This is a genomic window from Streptomyces sp. NPDC029014 (assembly GCF_055564695.1).
The window spans coordinates 1-17,553 of sequence record NZ_JBVHVT010000035.1 but is presented as its reverse complement, the minus strand read 5'-3'; the positions used below and the strand labels follow the sequence as shown (position 1 = coordinate 17,553).

Sequence of the window (17,553 nt, the reverse complement as noted above, 5' to 3'; positions counted from 1 at the left end):
GTCCCTCTTCTGCGTCATGGAGTACCGGTACCGCAGCCGGGAGGTCCGGCGTTCAGGGCTCGATGAGGCCGACGCGGATGGCGTAGCGGGTCAGTTCCAGGCGGTCGTTCAGGCCCAGCTTCTGGAGCATGTTGGCGCGGTGCCGTTCGACGGTTTTCGGGCTGATGACGAGCAGGTCGGCGATCTGCCTGGAGGTGTGGCCCTCGGCGACGAGCTTGAGGACCTCCTCCTCGCGGTCCGTGATCGGCCGGTCCGGCAGGGACGCCCCGGAGCGGGCCCGGTCGAGGTAGCTGCGGATCAGCGCCGACTCCGCGCCCGGATAGATGAACGGCTCGTCGCGCAGGGCGGCCCGGCAGGCCTCCACCAGGTCGCGGTCGGCGACGGACTTGGGCACGTACCCGTTGGCGCCGGCGCGCAGCGCTTCGAAGAAGTACTGCTCGTTGTCGTACATGGTCAGCATCAGGATCCGCAGCCCGGGCCGGATGCGGGCGAGCTCACGGGCGGCCTGGAGGCCGGTGGCGCGGGGCATGGCGATGTCCAGGACGGCGAGGTCCAGGCCGGCGTCCGCGCGGGCGGCCGCGACGGCCTCCGCACCGTCACCGGCCTCGGCCACCACCTCCAGGTCGGGCTCGGCGTCCAGGATGAGCCGCACACCGCTGCGGACGAGCGCGTGGTCGTCGGCGAGGAGGATCCGGGCGGGCCGTTCGGCGGCGGGTGCTGTCATCGCTCGTTTCCTGAGGTGGCTGTGGTGGGCGTGGTGGCTGTGTCAGGTGCGGTGGGTGTGGCCGGGGCGATGTTCAGGCGGACGTCCGTGCCGCCCTGGGCACCGGACTCGATCACGAGCTCGGCCCCGATGAGCAGTGCGCGTTCCCGCATGCCGCTGATCCCGGCCCCTTCGGGCGCCCCTCCCCGCCCGCGGCCGTCGTCACGGACCAGCAGGCAGGTTCCGCCGCCCGGCAGCGGCCGCAGGTGCATCTCCACCCGGGACGCCCCGGAGTGGCGGGCCGAGTTGGTCAGCGCCTCCTGCGCCACCCGGTAGACGACGAGTTCCGTGGCCGGGTCGAGCCCCGGCAGACCGGGTACGACGTGCACGCCCACCGACAGGTGGCGGCCGGTGAACTCGGAGGCCAGCGAGCGCAGCGCGCTGTGCAGCCCGAGTTCCTCCAGGACGCCGGGCCGCAGGCGCCGCGCGATGCGGCGGATCTCCTCCAGGCTGGCCCGGGTGGTCTCCTGGGCCTGGCGGAGGTCCTCGCGCACCTGCGGCGGCGCCTGGTCGGCGGCGTGCTTGAGCTGCAGCAGCACGGCGGTGAGGGTCTGGCCGATCTCGTCGTGCAGCTCCTGGGCGATGCGCTGCCGTTCGGCTTCCAGGGCGGTCAGGACACGTCCGCTGCTCGCGGCGCGTTCGGCCTCCAGCCGGTCCAGCATGGCGTTGAAGGTGCCGGTGAGACGGGCGATCTCGCCGTGCCCGCCCGCCCGGGGCCGTTCCCCGGGGTTGAGGAGGTCCGCCGTGGCCATGGCCCGGTCGAGCCGGCCCAGCGGCGCCAGGCCGACGCGGAGCAGGACCGCGTTCAGTACGAGCATCACGACCAGCCCGCAGACCAGGACGATCCCCTCGCCGAAGAGCACCGGGGTGGAGACGGTGACCGGGCCGAACAACAGGGCCACGCTGAGGACCAGGACGGCCGCGTTCAGCAGGAAGACCCGCCAGTACAGTGACACCGTCCGTCCCACGCCTTTCCCGGCCGCTCAGATCCCCTCCGATACCGCTGCGACCTGCGACGGAGCCTGCTTCCCCGCCCCATCCTCGACCGGCCCGGACACCCCTGTCCATCCGTGACGGCACCCATATTCCCGCTGCTCACAAGATGGCACCATGTTCCCGCCGCGGCCGGGACCGCCCCGCCGGACATCCCGTCACACAGCGCCGCCGGCATCCTGCACGGAACGACACGAGGGGGATGGGCTGTGCCTGCTCCACGGATGAGCACCACGCCGCTGCCCGGCATAGGGGTCCAGTACGACCTCACCACCCGCGAACGCCGGCACCTGTCGGTGATCGCCCACCGCGACGGCACCCGCAGCGTGAACCTCTACCGCGCCGACGACCCCGACGACTGCCTCCAGTCGCTCCACCTCACCGCCGGGGAGAGCGCGGCCCTGATCGACGCCCTGATGCCCGCCCACCACAGCCCGAGCCTCCTCCACACGACCGAACTCGGCCTGGTCGCCGAGCGCATCGAACTGGCCGGACACTCGCACTGGAACGGCCGGGTGCTCGGCGAGACCCGGATGCGGACCGAGACCGGCGTATCGGTCGTCGCCGTACTGCGGCGGGCCGAGGCACGGCCCTCCCCGGGGCCGGACTTCCGGCTGGCCGGCGGGGACACCCTGATCGTCATCGGCACCCGCGAGGGCGTCGACGCGGCTGCCGCGATACTCGGACGGGAGTGAGGCGCCCGTGCACTCCGCCCTCTTCCTCATCGAGTTCGGTGCGATCCTCCTCGGCCTGGGGCTGCTCGGCCGGGTCGCGGGCCGGCTGAGATTCTCACCGATACCCCTCTACCTGCTGGCCGGCCTCGCCTTCGGTACCGGCGGCCTCCTCCCGCTGGGCGCGAGCGAGGAGTTCGTCGCCATCGGCGCCGAGATCGGCGTCATCCTCCTCCTGCTGATGCTCGGCCTGGAGTACACCGCGAACGACCTCGTCTCGAACCTGCGCACCCAGTACCCGGCCGGCCTCGTCGACTGCGCCCTCAACGCCCTGCCCGGCGCCGCCGCCGCGCTGCTCATGGGCTGGGGGCCCGTCGCGGCCGTGGTCCTGGCCGGCGTCACCTGGATCTCCTCCTCCGGCGTCATCGCCAAGGTCATGGGGGACCTGGGCCGGCTCGGCAACCGCGAGACCCCCGTCATCCTCAGCATCCTGGTCCTCGAGGACCTCGCCATGGCGGTCTACCTGCCGATCATCACCGCGCTCCTGGCCGGCGTCGGCCTCGCCGCGGGCAGTGCCACCCTCGCCATCGCGCTCGGCGTCGCCGGTGCGGTGCTGTTCGTCGCCGTGCGCTACGGGCGGATCATCTCCCGCTTCGTCTCCAGCGACGACCCCGAGAAACTCCTGCTCGTCGTCCTCGGCCTGACCCTGCTGGTGGCGGGCATCGCCCAGCAGCTGCAGGTCTCCGCGGCCGTCGGCGCCTTCCTCGTCGGCATAGCCCTCTCGGGCGAGGTCGCCGAGGGCACGCACACCCTGCTCAGCCCGCTGCGGGACCTCTTCGCCGCCGTGTTCTTCGTCTTCTTCGGCCTGCACACCGACCCCGCCAGCATCCCGCCGGTGCTCCTGCCCGCGCTCGCGCTGGCCGTGGTCACCGCCGGTACGAAGATCGCAACCGGCTACTGGGCCGCGAAGCGCGCCGGGATCGGGGTCAACGGCCGCTGGCGGGCGGGCGGCACGTTGGTGGCCCGCGGCGAGTTCTCCATCGTCATCGCCGGGCTCGCCGTCACCGCCGGCATCGAGCCGGCGCTCGGACCGCTGGCGACCGCGTACGTCCTGATCCTCGTCGTACTCGGTCCACTGACGGCCCGCTACACCCAGCCCCTGGCGGAACGGCTCGCCCCGCGTCGCGGCGGCACGTCACCGGCCCCCGTCGAACCGTCCGCTCCTCGGCAGCACGAGCCCGCCGGCCAGGACGGCTGAAAGTCGGTCACGGCCCGCTCGACGCATCAACTTTCGATGACAAGGAGGTCATCCGTTCGAAGTACGGTCGCCGTATAACGGGCCGCTAACGTTGTGGCCATGACAGACGACACGGCGGAGCACGGCGACGGCTCCACACCCCTGAAGACGGCTGCCGGAGTCGCCGTCGGCATTCTCGTCGCCCTCTCGCTCCTCGCCCTGGTGTGGTGGTCGGGCTGGCACATCCCCTTCGTGCTGGGATGGCTGTCCGTCAAGGCCGGGGTGAAGATCGGTGCCCTCACCGTGGGTGGCCTCGTCGCCTTCGCCGCGTGGCGCAGCAAGCGCGGCGGCACGTCGTAACCCTGCGGCCGCCGGGGGCGACGGGGGCGGGTGCCCGAGCCGCCGTCCTCGCCCCGTCAGGCGCGGCGGCGGACCGGGTGCCCGGAAGGGGCGCTGGTCAGCCAGGACCCGTCGCCGAGCGGCTGGACGTCGTACGCGTGCCGGGCGTGCGCGGTGAACTCGCCGGCCACCGTGCCCGCCCGCACGTCGACGAGGTAGCAGCGGTACCTCTCCTCCGCCTCTTCGCCCACGTCCCCGTCTCCGTTGCCGCCCCGCTTCCCGTGCACGCCGTCGCCGACCAGGGTGACGACGGCGGTGTCCGGGGTCAGGTAGCCGCCGCTCCACTCCATCCAGACCGCGTCCGGATCGTGTCCGAACGCCTCGACGGAGAGGGCGAACAGCACCTTCCCGTCCGGATAGCGGTGGAACGCGACGTCCGCCTGCCCGTGGTCGACCGTCATGAACTGTTCCCCGCCGGGCGCCAGATCGATCAGGCAGCGGTCGGACCACGGGTAGGCGTCGAAGGCGGGCGTACCGTCGTCGCCGGGTGTCGCCCGGTAGATGACCGAACCGTCCTGGCCCTCGCCCACGTCCAGGAGCACGCTGCCGTCCCCAGGATGCAGGAACTGGAAGGCGCCGTGGCCGACCGTGTCGAGGTCCGTACGGGCCACGACCGCACCGGTCCCGGCGTCGAGGGCGACCCACTGGTCCGGCCCGCCCCGGCCCGCCATGGCGTCCGGCCGGTAGACCCACACCACCCGGCCGTCCCGGGACAACACACAGCCGGGCCGGTGCCCGTGCGGTTCGTCCGCGTACGGGTCGAGCGCCACCCGCCACACCGCTTCCCCCGCACCCGACACGCACACCACCGCGTTCAGGGTCGTGTACACCGCCCGCTGCAGGTCGGCGCAGGCGGCCGCTCCGACGGCCTCGTCACCGGCGATCGGTCGGAACACGGCAGCCGGTTCCAGAACGCCCGAGGCGTCGGCGGCCAGGGCGTAGGAACAGATCCGTCCGTCGATGAGACGTGTGACGAGCTGCGGTGATCGGGATTCGGCCATGGGGCGAGGCTACTGAACCTGACCGGGCCATGCCCGCCCGAACCTACGGGGCGGGGGCGAAGCCGACCGGATTCGAACCGGCGTCCTCGCCGTTTTGGAGACCGCGCGCGACGACCTCTGCGCTACGGCTTCGCCCCGACCGGCATTGTAGGGGGTGGCACGGCGTCCGGCAGGTGCGTCAGGCCGACGGGCACGCCTCTCACGCCGGCCCCTGCGGGCCCGATTCCGGGACCGCGGCCTGCGGGCCCTGCGGGTTCAGCCGCAACCACGCCGACAGCGCGGCCTGGAGGTCCGCGACCTCCTGACGGGTGAGCGCCTCACCGGCGGGCCCCACGTGGAGGCGGACCCCGCCGGCGGTGATCCGCCATCCGACGCCGCGCCGCGGCGACGAGGCGAGGGCGTTCCCACGGGCGAGGGCACGCAGGGCCTGCTCGACACGCGGTGGGAAGGGCCGCGCTGCCGCCGACCCCACCGGGACGGCGTTGCGGGGTCGGGAGGGGATGCCGACGGCGGTGTAGAAGGCACGGATCGCCTCGTCGAGCGGCATCGAGGAGGTGGGTGCCAGGCCGACGAACTCCTCGACGAGTTCGGGATGCGGAGGCGGCGCATTGCCCCCGTACGGCTTGGCGTGCAGCGGATGCTCGTCGGTCTCCAGCCGTACGCAGGCGGGCGGGACCAGTACCCGGCTGAACCCGGCACCGGTCAGCTCGGCGTGCAGCTTCCGCAGCTTGGCGGCCTGCCGGGGTACGGGGTGGGGGTCCACGGACGCGGGAGCGTCGGGCCGACCGGACTTCGACGTCGACCCCAGGGGACCGTTGGAGCGGTGGAGGACACCGGACTCGGTCAGAACGATGGTCGCCTGTCGGCTCCGCGCATCGCAGCCGAGCCGGAACCCCACCACGGTCGTTGGCACTGGACCTCCACTGGGCGGTGACACGGCCACCGTAGCGGGACCCCCGACCGCCCCGACCCGGATTCCCCGTTTTTCACCCCCGAAGCAGCGGCCCGCACCGGACGCGTCCGGCCCGGCCGTCACACCCCGCTGAACTGACAACGCCTCACCCACCGTCCCGAACACCCGTGTTCAGTGACAGGTACGGTTTCCGCATGGATGACAACGTGATACCGGATGCCGTGATCAAGGACGCTGCCCGTCGCCTCCTGCCGGGCCTGGGAGCTGCGGGGCTCTCCCCGGACGCCGTGGCCGGCGACGGCGGCTTCGCCCGTACCGCCGTGGAGGCCGCCTTCCCGCACCGGGACGACCTGCTGACCGCCCTGGTCATCGACGCCTACGACACCTCCGGCGCCGCGATGGAGCAGGCCGACCGGGCCGCCGCCGACGCCGGCGCGTCGGCGGGTGCCCGCCTCCTCGCGGTCACCCGTGCACTGCGGGCGTGGTCCTTCGCGCACCCGGGCGAGTTCACGCTGATCTACGGTTCGCCCGTGCCGGGCTACCACGCGCCGCAGGACACGGTCCTGCCCGCCTCCCGCACCCCCGCGGTGCTCGCCGGCATCGTCAGGGCCGCACTGGAGGCGGGCGAGCTCACCCCGCCCCGGCGGGCGTTGCGCGGAACGCCGTTGCTCCTGCCGGCGGCGGTCGAGCTCTTCGGCGGCGTGCCCGAGGCCCCGTTCTCGGACGTCATCGAGCGCGGCATCGTCCTGTGGAGCAACCTGATCGGGCTCCTGGTCTTCCAGGTCTTCAGCCGCACCCACGACAGCGTGAAGGACGAGGCCGCGTTCTTCGACTACGCCGTCGCCGTGGCGGCCGAGAGCATCGGACTGGAGGTCCCCCCGCACGGCGACACCGCCGTCTGAGCCATCCGGCCCGCGACAATTCGCGTGCATTCCCACCCTTCCGACCGGCATGATCACGAGATGATCGGCAATCGGATCACCCATCGCACGGCGGACGGCGTCCGCATACCCGGCACCTGGCGGCACGCCTTCATCTGCAACGGCGGCTCCTACTTCCTCACGGACCTGTTCATCTACGCGGACGGCCTCGTCGACTGCTGGGAGCTCGTCACCCTGGAGGAGTTCGAGGAGAAGCTCCGCACCGGATGGGTGGCCACCAGCCTTCCCGAAGGCGGCCGCGCGTCCGCCCACGACCTGGCCGCGTGGAGGTTCGGCGAGCCGCAGACCTGGCTGACGCCCGAGCTGCTGCTCGCGGAGGTCCGCGACACGATCGACGAGCTGAACGGCCGCCCCGACTCGACCGGCCGCTGCCTCGCCGCCGTGGACGTCTTCCTCGCCGACCGGACGGAGGCCAACCGCGCCGCGGCCCGGGCCGCCTACCTGGCCGTACCCGAGACCGTGCGCCGCTACGCGCTCGGCGACATGGACCGCAAGGACCGCCCGCTCCGCGTCCTCGTGGCCGGTCCGGGCGGACGGACGCCGGGCGCGTCCGAGGGGCGGGTGACGCAGGCGGAGTACGACCACGCCCTCGCCTACTTCGAGGAGCGCGACCGGTGGATCGCCGAAGCCCCGAAGCGGGTTCCGGCGGACGGCGCGGCGAAGTCCTTCGCTCCCGCGGTCAAGCTCTACCACTCGTACCCGCAGCGTGCGTTGGAGGAACCGGACAAGCGCGCCCTGCGCCACGACTACCCGGCCGCGGTCACCGTGGACGGCACCACCCACCCGTCGGCGGCGCACGCGTACTGGGCCCTGTCCGTCGCCGCACCCGCGGACCGCGCCCGCGTCACGGCAGCGGAGTCGGGTGCCAAGGCCCGCACCCTCGCGGCCGGAGCCGCCCGCCGCGACGGCTGGGAGCAGGTCCGGACGGCGGTCATGGCCCGGCTGCTGCGCGCCAAGTACGAACAGCACCCCGACCTCGCCGAGGTCCTCCTCGCCACCGGCGCCGGGGCGGTGCTCTACGACGACGCGGACTCGGACTTCTGGGGTGACAACGGCGGCCGCGGCCTCAACTGGTCGGGCCGCCTGCTGGAGCTCGTCCGCTCCGAACTCCAGGCCCGCAGGGCCGGTCCCTCAGGGGCCGTCGAAGCCCAGGCGTAGGAGGCCGAGTCGGGCTGCATTGGTTCGTGCCAGGGCTTCGAGGCCGGGGTCGCCGGTCGCGCGGAACATGGCCGCCGCCGTGTTCAGGACGAGGACCGCCTGCTCGGACCGGCCCAGACCGGCCAGGTCGCTGCCCAGGCCGAGCAGGGCCCACGCCTCGCCGTGCCGGTCGCCCGCCTCGCGGAAGCCGGCTGCGGCCGTGGCGTGTTGGCGGGCGGCCTCGGCGTGCCGGCCCAGATGGCCCAGCGCCGTACCGAGGTTGATGCGCGCCCCGCCCGCGTGCTGGTGGTCACCCGCCTCGCGGAAGAGCCCGACCGCTGTCGAGAAGACGTCGGCCGCCTCGCTCCAGCCGCCCGTCTCGTTCAGGGCGAAACCCAGGCTGTTCAGCGCCGTCGCCTCCCCGTGCGGGTCGTGGCACTCGCGGTGGATCGCGGCGGCCGTGCGGAGTGCGGCGAACGACTCCGGGTACCGGCCGACCCGGGCCATGGCCAGGCCGAGGCAGTGCAGCGCCGACGCGAGGCCGCGGCGGTCCTCGGCCTCGCGGAGGATCCCCGCAGCGCCGGCAGCGGCTTCGACGGCCGCGCCGAAGCGGCCGGTCTCGGCGAGGGTCCGGCCGAGGTGCAGCAGCGCCCGCCCCTCACCGTGGGTGTCGCCCGAGGCCCTGCTCACCGCTGCCGCTTCCCGCAGGACGTCCAACGCCTCGGCGAGCCGGCCCGCGTCCTTGTGGGCGACGCCGAGGTTGGTGAGCGTCCTGGCCCGGCCGTACTCGTCGCCGGTGTCGCGCTGGATCGCCTCGGCGGCAGTCAGGGCCTCGACGGCCGCCGCTGCCCGTTCTGCCTGCAGCAGCGTCGCCCCGAGATCGTTGAGGGCGGTCGCCCGGTCCGTGCGGTCGCCCGTCTCGTGGAAGACGTCGACCGCTGCGCCGAGTACGGTGATCGCCTCCTCGTTTCGGCCCGCCTCCATGAGCGCGCACCCGAGGTTGACGAGCGCCTTGCCCTCGCCCGTGCGATCTCCGGTCTCCCGGAAGCCGTCGACGGCGGCGGTCGCGGCGTCGACGGCTTCCTCGATCCGGTGCGCCTCACGGAACGCGTAGGCGAGGTTGTTGAGCGCCGTGAGTTCGCCTCGGCGGTTGCCGGCCTCCCGGAAGGCCGCCAAGGAGGCCGTGGTCAGCGTCAGCCACTCGTCGAAGCGGCGCCGTCGAGCGAAGTACGGGGCGAGGGTCACGGCGATGTCCGTCGCGGCGGGGTGGCCGGCGGGTGCCGCTCCGGCCGCCGCGAGGAGCGCGGTGTGTTCCTCGTCCAGCCATTGCAGCGCCTGTGTGTGATCGCGGAAATGGTCCGGTCGTTCCGGATCGTGCTGGAGGTGGGCGACCGCTGCCGCGGTCATGCCGAGGTAGTGGTCCAGCAGCCGTGCGACGGCCGTGTCCCGGTCGTCCTGCTCGGCTCCGGCGCGGCCGACCTCGTCGGCGAAGAGGCGGACGAGGTCGTGCATCGACCAGCGTTCCGTGCCCGGCGCGTGCACGAGCAGATGAGCCCGGTCCAGTCCGATCAGCATCCGTCGCGCACCGGCCCGGGGCAGGTCGAGCAGGGCCGCGGCCGCCGTGGTGGAGACGTCGGGGCCCGGGACGGCGGCCAGGAGCCGGAAGGCGCGGCGCTGCGGCTCGGTCAGGTGCCGGTACGACAGTTCGAAGCAGGCCCGCACCGCCAGGGGGCGGCCGTCGTCGTCCTCGCCGTCGTACGTCATCACGTCCAGCCGGGCCTGGGCGTCCTCCAGTTCCTCCACGAGGTCGGCGAGGGGACGCTCCGGCTCGTCGATCAGGAGTACGCCGACGATCCACAGGGCCAGCGGCAGGTACCCGCACAGGCCGGCCAGCGCCAACGCGTCGGCCCGCCCGGCCGTGATCCGCGCGTCGACCGCGGCGCCCTCCGTGGCCGACGCCCGCGCCAGGAGGCCGACGGCCACGTCCGGTGGGAGCGGGGCGAGGCCGACACGGCGGGCCCGCAGGGAGGACAGCCGGTGGCGCGAGGTGACCAGGGCGCGGTGCGGGGGAGGCGGCACCAGGCCGCCGATCTGGCCCGGGGTGCGGACGTTGTCCAGGACGACCAGTACCGGTCGGTCCTCCGCGGCCAGCTGGTCCAGGCGCAACCGCCAGGCGTCCAACTTCTCGTCGTTCGTGCGCAGCGCGTCCGGCTTGGCCCCCGAGAGGCGCAGGAAGCGGTCGGCGACGGCCCCCGCACCGTCCACCGGGTCGACTTCACCGTAGCCGTGCAGGTCGGCGAAGAGCACGCCGCCGGGGAACCGCCCCCCGGCCAGGGCCTCATGGGCGGCGCGCAGGGCCAGCGCGGTCTTGCCGATCCCGCCCATCCCGGCGACGGCGGACACCACCACCGCCGTGGTGTCCTCGCCCCCGGACGGGGTCAGCCCGGACCGGATCGCGGCCAGTTCCTCGTCCCGGCCGGTGAAGCCCGGCGGGTCGGGCGGCAGGTTCGCCGGCGTGATCCGGACGTCGGGCGTGCTGCGCGTACGGGGCCGGCCGCCCCGGGCCTCGTCGCGCTCCCGCCGGGCCCGGGCCAACAGCTGCTGCCAGCCCGCCTCCCCGAGCACCGGGTGGGCGTGTCCCGCCTCGGCCGCCTCGTCCCGCAGGAAGGCGGCGACGCGCAGGAAGTGTCCCGCGTGCTCCCGACCGGGCACCGATTCTCCGGTCAACCAGCCGTGGACGGTGGACTTCCCGGGGCCGCTGCCCGGTGGGCCGGGCCGCTCCGCCGCGCGCACCAACGCGCTGAGCGTGGGACGTCGCGCTTCCTCGTAGGCCCTCGCGAGCGCGGCCCAGAACCGTTCCGCCTGACCACCCACGAGCGCCCCCTGCCGTTCCGAGGCTTCCGGACTCCGCCGGACGTCGGAAGATCCGATGTTCCCCCGACGGCAGGCTAGGTGTCCGTCCGGCGAGCGCGGGCGGGTTCGCCGGAAACCCCCCGGAAGCGCGTCCATGGGGTCATCGCCCGGCCGCACCCGGCGGCCGGCTCGGCCCTCCGGGAGCCCGCCATGACCCGTACCTCCGGACCGTCGTTCCTCGCCCGTGTCCGCAAGGTCCTCCGCACCGCACTGCCGCCCCTCGGCCTCGTCGTCGCGGCCGGCGCGACCGAGGCTCTGGTCACCCGTCTCCTCCAGCGCTGAACGGGGCCGCCGCGGCTGCGCCTTCGGGAGGCGCCGCCCGAGCAGCACCCGTCACCTGACGGACTGCCCCGTCGCCGATGGACCTGCGGTCCCGGCCCGGGTTGTGATCGGCGTGCGCGCCCGGCCGCAGCGAAGCGGCCGGGGGCCTCGTACTACCTTCGGAGGAGAACGTGCCGACGCACACCAACAGCCCTACGGTGACCGTCTGGTCGGACATCGGCTGCCCGTGGGCGAGCCTCGCCCTGCACACCCTGAACGACGCGGTCGACCGGCGGCAGCTGGACCTGCAGATAGACCACCGGGCCTTCCCGCTGGAGCTGTTCAACAGCGAGCCCACCCCGAAGTTCATCGTCGACCCGGAGATCGTGACCATCGCCGCGAACCGCCCCGAGCTGGGATGGCGGCTGTGGCACGGCCGGCCCGAGACCTACCCCGTCACCACCCTGCCCGCCCTGGAGGCGGTGCAGGCCGCCAAGGACCCGGCGATCGGCGGGCTGCGCGGCAGCGACGAGCTGGACCGCGCGCTGCGCACGGCGTTCTACGTCGACAGCAAGTGCATCAGCCTCCACTCGGTGATCCTCGAACTCGCCGAGGGGTGCGAGCACGTGGACGCCGAGGCGCTGGCGGCCGCCCTGGCCCGCGGGAGCGGCCGCGCCGAGGTCTACGAGCAGTGGCGGATCGCCCAGGGCCCCGGCATCCAGGGCAGCCCGCACCTGTTCGCCGCGGAGGGTTACGCCAGCCACAACCCCGGCGCCACCTTCACCTGGACCCGCTCCCCGTACGAGGGCGGCTTCCCGAGGCTGGACGCGTACAGCACCGACTGGGCCGACGAACTCCTCGACACCCTGTACACGGATGCGGATGCGGATGCGGATGCGGACGTGAACGCGGACGTGCACGCGGACGCCGCCGCAGCCGCCCGCTAGCCTCGGCGGACCTCCGACGCCCCCGTCTCCCTCCGGCGCGCAGCCCGGGGGAGGGGGGTTACGGCGCGGTCGTCGGGACGGCGTAGCCGAGGAGACCCTCCCTCGTGGACGGGCCCTCGCAGTCGGGCCCGGTGGAGACGAAGTGGTCGAAGACGGAGGGGATGTAGCACCGGTAGAGCGGCACCGACCCCGGTACGGCCGCGGTGTACACGTAGCCGACCGGGCCGAGCGGCTGCTGGCCCTCGCAACCCGGGTCGCGGGTCAGCAGCGAGTGCTCGGCGGCCTTGCACTCGTAGAGCCGGACCGTGCCGGGCGCGGGGTCGCGCAGCACCTTCCACACCGCCTCGTGGGTGAATCCGCCGGGAGGGGGCGCGGGGAGGCGAGGTGCCCGTAGTGGGTGCCGCCGCCGTCCGTGTTGACGTCCCACACCCGGCTGCCGGTGACCTGCCGGTCGAGGACCGATCCGCCGTCGGGGCTGCGGAACGGGTACTGCACGGGGTTTCCGGACGCGGCCCGGGGGCCGGGCAGCCAGGCGAGACCCTTCCGCAGACCAGGCGCCCTCCGAAGCCCTCGTCGGACATCAGGTGGACGTGCCCGTCGACCCAGCCGCGGACCCGTCCCTGCGCGTCGGTCCCGGTGAAACGGCTCGCCCGTGACGTCGACCTGCGAGTCCGGGGCCGGACGCGCCGTCGGTTCCCACCAACCCGGCCCGGCGGCCGCGCCGGCGGTCGCGGGGCCGATCAGCAGGGCCGGTTCGCGCCGTACCGCGCCACCGCGCCACCGCGCCACCGCGCCCGCCCGTGGTCGCGGAAGCTCTGAAGTTGCTCAACCCGGGCTTGGGGGCGCCACCGCTCGGGGCATCGTGCCCCTACGACCGGAACGGAGAGAAACGGGGGTCGAGTGATGGAAGTCGTACTGACCATGGCAGTGGTCATCGTCGTGGTGGTCTTCCAGGTGCTGCGCGGGGGCGGGAGATCGAAGCGGCGCAAGGGCCTGTGGGGTGGCGGCGGCGACTCCTGCGGCGGCGGATCCTCGTGCGGTTCCTCCTGCGGCGGGGGCGGGGGAGGTGGCGGAGACTGACCTGCGCCCTCGCTCGTCGGCCAATACTGCGATATCGTATTATCCGAAATCGTGAGTTCTGAATCGATGCCCGCCGAGCAGTCGGTGCTCCTGGCCCTGCAGCGCGCCACCCACGCCACGCTGCACCTGATCACCACCGAACTGGCCCACCTCGACCTGACCGCGGCCGAGATCAACGCACTGGCCAACCTGGCCGACGGCCACGGCCGGACCGTCTCCCGACTGGGAGCCGCCGTGGGCAGCCGGCCCACCACGCTCACCAGCGTGCTGGACCGGCTGGAGCGGCGCGGACACATCACCCGCGGCAAGCAGGCGGGCGACCGCCGCTCCGTACGCATCGAACTCACCGCGTCCGGGCGCGCGGCAGCCGCCGAGATCAGCCGAACCCTCGCCGATCTCGAAGGCCGCGCGCTGCACGGCCTGCCCGCCGGGGCCGTGGACGGCTTCCACGCCGTGCTGGACGCGCTGATCGAGAAGGGATCGGGATCATGACCACCGAAACGCAGCAGGCGCACGAGGACCCGTCACCGTTCGCGGAGCTCATGGCAGAGGTCATGGCCACCGCCGAACACTTCGGGCACCGCCAGCACGTGCAGCTGACCTGGCTGGCCGTCCGACGCCACGGAACCGGCGCAGCGGTGGCCCTGGTCAGCGACGGCATCCGGCGCACCGCCCGCTACGCGGGCGCCCCGCAGAAGTACAACTCCACCGTCAGCCGCGCCTGGGTCGAGCTGGTGGGCCACCACGCCGACGGGACGGACACCGCCGACTTCGACGCGTTCGCCGACCGCAACCCGGCGCTGCTCGACAAGAAGCTGCTGACCCGCTACTATCACCCCGCCACCCTGGCCGGCACCCGGGCCAGGACCGGCTGGGTCGCACCCGACCGCAGCCCGTTCCCCTGGCAGCACGCCGACGCCTGAGCCCTGGACCGGCCGGTCACCGCCCGAGGTCCTGCGGGGCCGCGGCGTCGGGGGTCCGCACGCGCAGCCGGCCGGCCGCGGCCCGTGCGTCCAGGCGCCGCTGCTCCGCCGAAGCCCAGGTCGCGACGCGCCGGGGGTCCAGCGGGGTGCCGTGGCCGACGTACAGCCGGGTCGGCTTGAGCGCGAGCATCTCGCGCAGGCTGGCGAGGTTCTGCTGCGGGTCGTCGTGGAAGGGCGGATTGGCGGGACGGCCGGGGATCAGGCCCATGAAGGAGTTCGCGACGAGGTCGCCGGCGACCAGGTCTCCGTCGTCGGTGAGGACGGAGATCGAGCCGGCGGTGTGGCCTGGCGTGGGCATGATGCGGCCGCCGATCCCGAAGTCGTGCAGGCTCGTCTCCCCGCGGACCAGGACCTCGGGTTCGAAGGGCTCGGCGGTGGCGTGCAGCTTCGGGTTGCGGTCCATCAGGCGGCCCATCGGGCCGGTCGGGAGGTGGGGTTCGCGGGCGCGGCCACTGCGGAACGTCTGCACGTCGGCGGCGTGGCCGGCGACGGGCGCTCCCGTGAGGCGGGCCAGTTCGGCGGCGGAGCCGAAGTGGTCGATGTGCCCGTGGGTGATGACGATCAGCGCGATGTCGGCGGGGTCGACGCCGTGGCGGGCCACGGCATCGCGGATCATGGCGCCGCTGCCCGGCGTGCCCGCGTCGACGATGACCGGCCGGCGGCCCAGCAGCAGGTAGGCGTTGACGGCGTGCTTGCCCAGGACGGGGATCGCGACGACCTCGGTGCGGGACATGGGGTTTCTCCTCGGTGTGGTGCGTGTGGTCGGACGGCAGCGCGGGGCGACCCACCGCCCCCGGCGAACGGCGGCGGTGCGGTGAGGACGCGCTGCGAAGGATCAGAAGGCCCGGGAGGCGGGCCGCCCGGAGGCGGCGGGCCCGGCAAGGGCCGCAGGGGCGTGGGGCGCGTGGGGCGCGTCGGGCGCGTCGAATGTGCCGGGCGTGTCGGTCGGCGCGTCGGTCGGCGCGTCGGGTGAGCGGAACCGGCGACGGTACTCGGCCGGGGTGGTCCCCAGCCGCTTGCGGAAGACGCGGTGCAGGGTCTCGACCGAGCCCAGCCCGGTCCGGGCGGCGACCTCCGGCAGGCCGCGATCGCTCTCCTCCAGCAGCCGTCGCGCCGCCTCCAGGCGCACCGCCTCCAGGTACGCAGCCGGCGTCCGCCCCGTACGGCGCCGGAACAGCCGCCCGAAGTGGCGCACGCTCAGGTGCATCCGGTCGGCGAGCACCGGCACGGGAAGGTCCTCGGCCAGGTGCTCCTGGATCCAGGCGCGCAGCTCGTCGACGCGGTCGTCGTCGGCCGCAGCCTGCACGGACAGCGGAACGCTGAACTGGCTCTGCCCGCCCGCCCGTTTGACGTACATCACCATGGCCCGGGCCACCTCCACGGCCAGTGCCTGACCGTGGTCCTCCGCGACCATGGCGAGGGCCAGGTCCAGCACCGCCGTGACCCCGGCACAGGTCCACACCCGCCCCGCCCGTACGAAGATCGGGTCGGGGTCGACCGCGACCGCGGGGTGCTCCGCGGCGAGCTGATCGGCCGTCAACCAGTGCGTGGTCGCGGGCAGGCCGTCCAGCATCCCCGTGGCGGCCAGCAGGTGCGCACCGGCGCACATCCCGGCGACACGACGCGCCCCCGGAGCGGTGCGGGCGAGCCAGTCCGCCACGACCGGGTCCACCACCGCCGCGATCCGTCCCCCCGACTGCTCCCTCTCCATCGCGCCCGCCACCAGCAGCGTGTCCACCCCGTCGCCGACGTCGTCCAACGCCACGTCGGCCACCAGGCGCACCCCGCCGGAGGTGCGCAGCTCCCCGGCGGCCGCGGCCGCGATCTCCACCCGGTACCCGGGCCCGGTGGGTGCCAGCAGGCGCGACGCGACGGAGAACACCTCGGCGGGCCCGGTCACGTCAAGCAACTCGACGCCCGGGAAAGCTGCGATGACGACTCTGCGCGTTTCGGCCATGCCCCGATCCTTGGCCCGGAGCAGGCCCGTCCGCAACGACCCGTTCCTGTCAGAAACGGCCATGCCCCGGCCATGGCCGCGGCCGCGCCCGACGAACCACGCCCCGATACCCTCCACCTCATGCCCGCAGCCCGTCTCGAAGCCCGTCTCGAAGCCCGCGTCGACGCCGCCCTCGCCGACACCTGCTACTGGATCGCGTTCGAGGAGCTGGTCGCCGACCCGCCCGGCGGCCCGGCCGTACTGGCCGCGTACGCGAGCAGCCGCTACGAGGGCGCAGACGAGGGCGAGCGCCAGCTGCTCGGGCACCTCCTCACGCTGCTCCGCGAGGGCGGCGACCGGGTCGTGCTCGACCTGTTGGCGCGGCTCGGTTCGGCAGAGCTGCTGGCGGTGGCGGTGCAGCGCAGCCTGGCGGTGCCGGCGCCGGTGCTCGACGGGCTGATCGCGCGCCTGGGGTACACGCCGGCCACCATCGACGCGCTCGGGCTGTCCCGGGATCCGAGCCGCGCGGCGGGGCTCGGGACACTGCTGCGGAGGGACGCCGAGTGCGGGCGGGCGGCCCTCGGGCTGGCGCGCCTCGGTGCGCGCGAGTGGACCGTGCCGATCGCCCGGCGCCTGTTCGAGGTCACCGGGCTCACCCACGTCGCCTGCACGGTCGCGTTGGAGGAGATGGGCGACCCGGCGGCCGTTCCGCACCTGCTCGACTGGCTCGGCACCGGTCCCGACCTGCCCGCCGGCGACGTCCACCGCGCCCTCGTCCGCCTCACCGGGCGCGACCCGCTCCTGCCCGAGTGGCGGACGGCGCAGGACCACTGCGCCCACGTCCGCCGCGTCTGGCCGACCGTCGACCTCGCCGCGTCGCCCGTACCCGAGGTGCGCGACGTGGCCGCCGACTCGCCCCGGCGGCTGCGCTTCTCCCTGGACGAGGGACGCGGGCGGGTGCGCGTCGACCACGACCCGCCGCAGCCGGGAGCATCACGGCCGCGCTGGGACCGCACCCTGTACGTCGGACCGCACGCGCTCTACCGCGTCGGCCCGGACTGCGACACCTGCGAGACCACGATGAACCTGCTCGGTTTCCCGCCCGCCGGCGCGAGGACCGGTGCGGCGCGCGTGCGCGGAGCCCTCGCCGACCCGCGCCGCCTCACCGCAGCGACCGTACGCGCTCTGGAACCGCTGATCCGCGAGCTGGAAACCGGCCACTACCGGGCACACCTGGTCGACCTCCCCCTCGAACGCGTCGCGGAGCCACGGCGGTCGTGGTGGCTGCGGCGGGGGGGGGGGGGGGGGGGGGGGGGGGGGGGGGGGGGGGGGGGGGGGGGGGGGGAGGGGGGGGGGGGGGGGCGGGCGGGACGACCCG

Annotated in this window: 19 protein-coding genes, 1 tRNA gene and 1 pseudogene; 11 read left to right on the top strand and 10 right to left on the bottom strand. The window is 74.1% G+C overall.

Translation table 11 applies throughout. From position 1 onward, the window contains the following. Positions 1–52 precede the first annotated feature (52 nt). Both ACZ4VL_RS20475 and ACZ4VL_RS20470 read right to left on the bottom strand, forming a co-directional pair. Entirely contained in the window at positions 53–724 is a 672-nt protein-coding gene (locus ACZ4VL_RS20475) for a response regulator (RefSeq protein ID WP_468201710.1), read from the bottom strand. Beyond that, positions 721–1,719: a HAMP domain-containing sensor histidine kinase gene (locus tag ACZ4VL_RS20470; protein ID WP_468201707.1), complete on the bottom strand. Its 999-nt coding sequence runs from the start codon at positions 1,717–1,719 to the stop codon at positions 721–723. The genes ACZ4VL_RS20475 and ACZ4VL_RS20470 overlap by 4 nt, the downstream gene beginning before the upstream one ends. Positions 1,720–1,980: 261 nt before the next feature. Here ACZ4VL_RS20470 and ACZ4VL_RS20465 point away from each other — a divergent pair, with 261 nt between their 5' ends. From ACZ4VL_RS20465 to ACZ4VL_RS20455, 3 genes are all read left to right on the top strand, one after another. Next, on the top strand, positions 1,981–2,451 hold the full coding sequence (locus ACZ4VL_RS20465; protein ID WP_468201704.1) for a cation:proton antiporter regulatory subunit: 471 nt from the start codon (positions 1,981–1,983) through the stop codon (positions 2,449–2,451). A gap of 7 nt (positions 2,452–2,458) precedes the next feature. Next, positions 2,459–3,685 carry a cation:proton antiporter gene (locus ACZ4VL_RS20460; RefSeq protein WP_468201702.1) on the top strand — a complete coding sequence of 409 codons (1,227 nt, stop codon included), beginning with the start codon at positions 2,459–2,461 and terminating at the stop codon, positions 3,683–3,685. Positions 3,686–3,784: 99 nt separating this feature from the next. Further along, on the top strand, positions 3,785–4,024 hold the full coding sequence (locus tag ACZ4VL_RS20455; protein ID WP_468201700.1) for a hypothetical protein: 240 nt from the start codon (positions 3,785–3,787) through the stop codon (positions 4,022–4,024). Positions 4,025–4,080: 56 nt separating this feature from the next. Here ACZ4VL_RS20455 and ACZ4VL_RS20450 read toward each other — a convergent pair whose 3' ends face one another. From ACZ4VL_RS20450 to ACZ4VL_RS20440, 3 genes are all read right to left on the bottom strand, one after another. Further along, positions 4,081–5,064 carry a hypothetical protein gene (locus tag ACZ4VL_RS20450; protein WP_468201698.1) on the bottom strand — a complete coding sequence of 328 codons (984 nt, stop codon included), beginning with the start codon at positions 5,062–5,064 and terminating at the stop codon, positions 4,081–4,083. 57 nt (positions 5,065–5,121) lie between these two features. Next, a tRNA-Trp gene (locus tag ACZ4VL_RS20445) sits at positions 5,122–5,196 on the bottom strand. Between the two features lie 67 nt (positions 5,197–5,263). Continuing rightward, entirely contained in the window at positions 5,264–5,977 is a 714-nt protein-coding gene (locus ACZ4VL_RS20440; RefSeq protein WP_468201696.1) for a hypothetical protein, read from the bottom strand. 194 nt (positions 5,978–6,171) lie between these two features. Between ACZ4VL_RS20440 and ACZ4VL_RS20435 the strand changes: the two genes are divergently transcribed. Both ACZ4VL_RS20435 and ACZ4VL_RS20430 read left to right on the top strand, forming a co-directional pair. Then, positions 6,172–6,879 (top strand): TetR/AcrR family transcriptional regulator, encoded by a 708-nt coding sequence (locus ACZ4VL_RS20435; protein ID WP_468201694.1) that lies wholly within the window; start codon positions 6,172–6,174, stop codon positions 6,877–6,879. A gap of 60 nt (positions 6,880–6,939) precedes the next feature. Further along, the gene (locus ACZ4VL_RS20430; protein ID WP_468201692.1) at positions 6,940–8,076 is read left to right on the top strand and encodes an NADAR family protein; all 1,137 of its coding nucleotides are present in this window, start codon (positions 6,940–6,942) and stop codon (positions 8,074–8,076) included. On the opposite strand, the gene ACZ4VL_RS20425 is transcribed toward ACZ4VL_RS20430, so the two are convergent. Further along, a complete protein-coding gene (locus ACZ4VL_RS20425) occupies positions 8,050–10,929 on the bottom strand; it encodes an ATP-binding protein (RefSeq protein ID WP_468201689.1) in 2,880 nt (959 codons plus the stop codon). The genes ACZ4VL_RS20430 and ACZ4VL_RS20425 overlap by 27 nt on opposite strands. A 189-nt stretch (positions 10,930–11,118) precedes the next feature. Here ACZ4VL_RS20425 and ACZ4VL_RS20420 point away from each other — a divergent pair, with 189 nt between their 5' ends. Then, entirely contained in the window at positions 11,119–11,250 is a 132-nt protein-coding gene (locus ACZ4VL_RS20420) for a hypothetical protein (protein ID WP_468201688.1), read from the top strand. Between the two features lie 170 nt (positions 11,251–11,420). Next, positions 11,421–12,176, top strand: coding sequence for a DsbA family oxidoreductase (locus tag ACZ4VL_RS20415; protein ID WP_468201686.1), 756 nt, complete (start codon positions 11,421–11,423; stop codon positions 12,174–12,176). A 58-nt stretch (positions 12,177–12,234) separates the two neighbouring features. Here the strand turns inward: ACZ4VL_RS20415 and ACZ4VL_RS20410 are convergent, their stop codons facing one another. Together ACZ4VL_RS20410 and ACZ4VL_RS20405 are read right to left on the bottom strand one after the other, a co-directional pair. After that, positions 12,235–12,516, bottom strand: a complete 282-nt coding sequence (locus tag ACZ4VL_RS20410; protein ID WP_468201683.1) for a hypothetical protein — start codon at positions 12,514–12,516, stop codon at positions 12,235–12,237. 199 nt (positions 12,517–12,715) lie between these two features. Then, positions 12,716–12,923: pseudogene (locus ACZ4VL_RS20405) on the bottom strand (discoidin domain-containing protein); the annotation flags it as partial. A gap of 156 nt (positions 12,924–13,079) precedes the next feature. Between ACZ4VL_RS20405 and ACZ4VL_RS20400 the strand changes: the two are divergent. The 3 genes from ACZ4VL_RS20400 to ACZ4VL_RS20390 are packed head-to-tail and all read left to right on the top strand — an operon-like array spanning position 13,080 to position 14,179. Next, a complete protein-coding gene (locus tag ACZ4VL_RS20400; protein WP_468201680.1) occupies positions 13,080–13,256 on the top strand; it encodes a hypothetical protein in 177 nt (58 codons plus the stop codon). Between the two features lie 51 nt (positions 13,257–13,307). Then, complete coding sequence (locus tag ACZ4VL_RS20395) at positions 13,308–13,748, top strand: MarR family winged helix-turn-helix transcriptional regulator (RefSeq protein ID WP_468201678.1); 441 nt, start codon at positions 13,308–13,310, stop codon at positions 13,746–13,748. Continuing rightward, positions 13,745–14,179 carry a hypothetical protein gene (locus tag ACZ4VL_RS20390; protein WP_468201675.1) on the top strand — a complete coding sequence of 145 codons (435 nt, stop codon included), beginning with the start codon at positions 13,745–13,747 and terminating at the stop codon, positions 14,177–14,179. The genes ACZ4VL_RS20395 and ACZ4VL_RS20390 overlap by 4 nt, the downstream gene beginning before the upstream one ends. Positions 14,180–14,195: 16 nt before the next feature. On the opposite strand, the gene ACZ4VL_RS20385 is transcribed toward ACZ4VL_RS20390, so the two are convergent. Together ACZ4VL_RS20385 and ACZ4VL_RS20380 are read right to left on the bottom strand one after the other, a co-directional pair. After that, complete coding sequence (locus ACZ4VL_RS20385; RefSeq protein WP_468201673.1) at positions 14,196–14,972, bottom strand: MBL fold metallo-hydrolase; 777 nt, start codon at positions 14,970–14,972, stop codon at positions 14,196–14,198. 102 nt (positions 14,973–15,074) lie between these two features. Then, a complete protein-coding gene (locus tag ACZ4VL_RS20380) occupies positions 15,075–16,196 on the bottom strand; it encodes a GlxA family transcriptional regulator (protein ID WP_468201670.1) in 1,122 nt (373 codons plus the stop codon). Positions 16,197–16,316: 120 nt separating this feature from the next. Between ACZ4VL_RS20380 and ACZ4VL_RS20375 the strand changes: the two genes are divergently transcribed. Beyond that, the coding region (locus tag ACZ4VL_RS20375) for a hypothetical protein (protein WP_468201668.1) at positions 16,317–17,553 on the top strand (1,237 nt) is incomplete at its 3' end.

What these genes read in the sequence shown, in the direction of transcription:
- ACZ4VL_RS20475 (WP_468201710.1), bottom strand. Translation starts at nt 724, where the DNA reads ATGACAGCACCCGCCGCCGAACGGCCCGCCCGGATCCTCCTCGCCGAC.
- ACZ4VL_RS20465 (WP_468201704.1), top strand. Translation starts at nt 1,981, where the DNA reads ATGAGCACCACGCCGCTGCCCGGCATAGGGGTCCAGTACGACCTCACC.
- ACZ4VL_RS20455 (WP_468201700.1), top strand. Translation starts at nt 3,785, where the DNA reads ATGACAGACGACACGGCGGAGCACGGCGACGGCTCCACACCCCTGAAG.
- ACZ4VL_RS20450 (WP_468201698.1), bottom strand. Translation starts at nt 5,064, where the DNA reads ATGGCCGAATCCCGATCACCGCAGCTCGTCACACGTCTCATCGACGGA.
- ACZ4VL_RS20435 (WP_468201694.1), top strand. Translation starts at nt 6,172, where the DNA reads ATGGATGACAACGTGATACCGGATGCCGTGATCAAGGACGCTGCCCGT.
- ACZ4VL_RS20430 (WP_468201692.1), top strand. Translation starts at nt 6,940, where the DNA reads ATGATCGGCAATCGGATCACCCATCGCACGGCGGACGGCGTCCGCATA.
- ACZ4VL_RS20420 (WP_468201688.1), top strand. Translation starts at nt 11,119, where the DNA reads ATGACCCGTACCTCCGGACCGTCGTTCCTCGCCCGTGTCCGCAAGGTC.
- ACZ4VL_RS20400 (WP_468201680.1), top strand. Translation starts at nt 13,080, where the DNA reads ATGGAAGTCGTACTGACCATGGCAGTGGTCATCGTCGTGGTGGTCTTC.
- ACZ4VL_RS20390 (WP_468201675.1), top strand. Translation starts at nt 13,745, where the DNA reads ATGACCACCGAAACGCAGCAGGCGCACGAGGACCCGTCACCGTTCGCG.
- ACZ4VL_RS20385 (WP_468201673.1), bottom strand. Translation starts at nt 14,972, where the DNA reads ATGTCCCGCACCGAGGTCGTCGCGATCCCCGTCCTGGGCAAGCACGCC.
- ACZ4VL_RS20380 (WP_468201670.1), bottom strand. Translation starts at nt 16,196, where the DNA reads ATGGCCGAAACGCGCAGAGTCGTCATCGCAGCTTTCCCGGGCGTCGAG.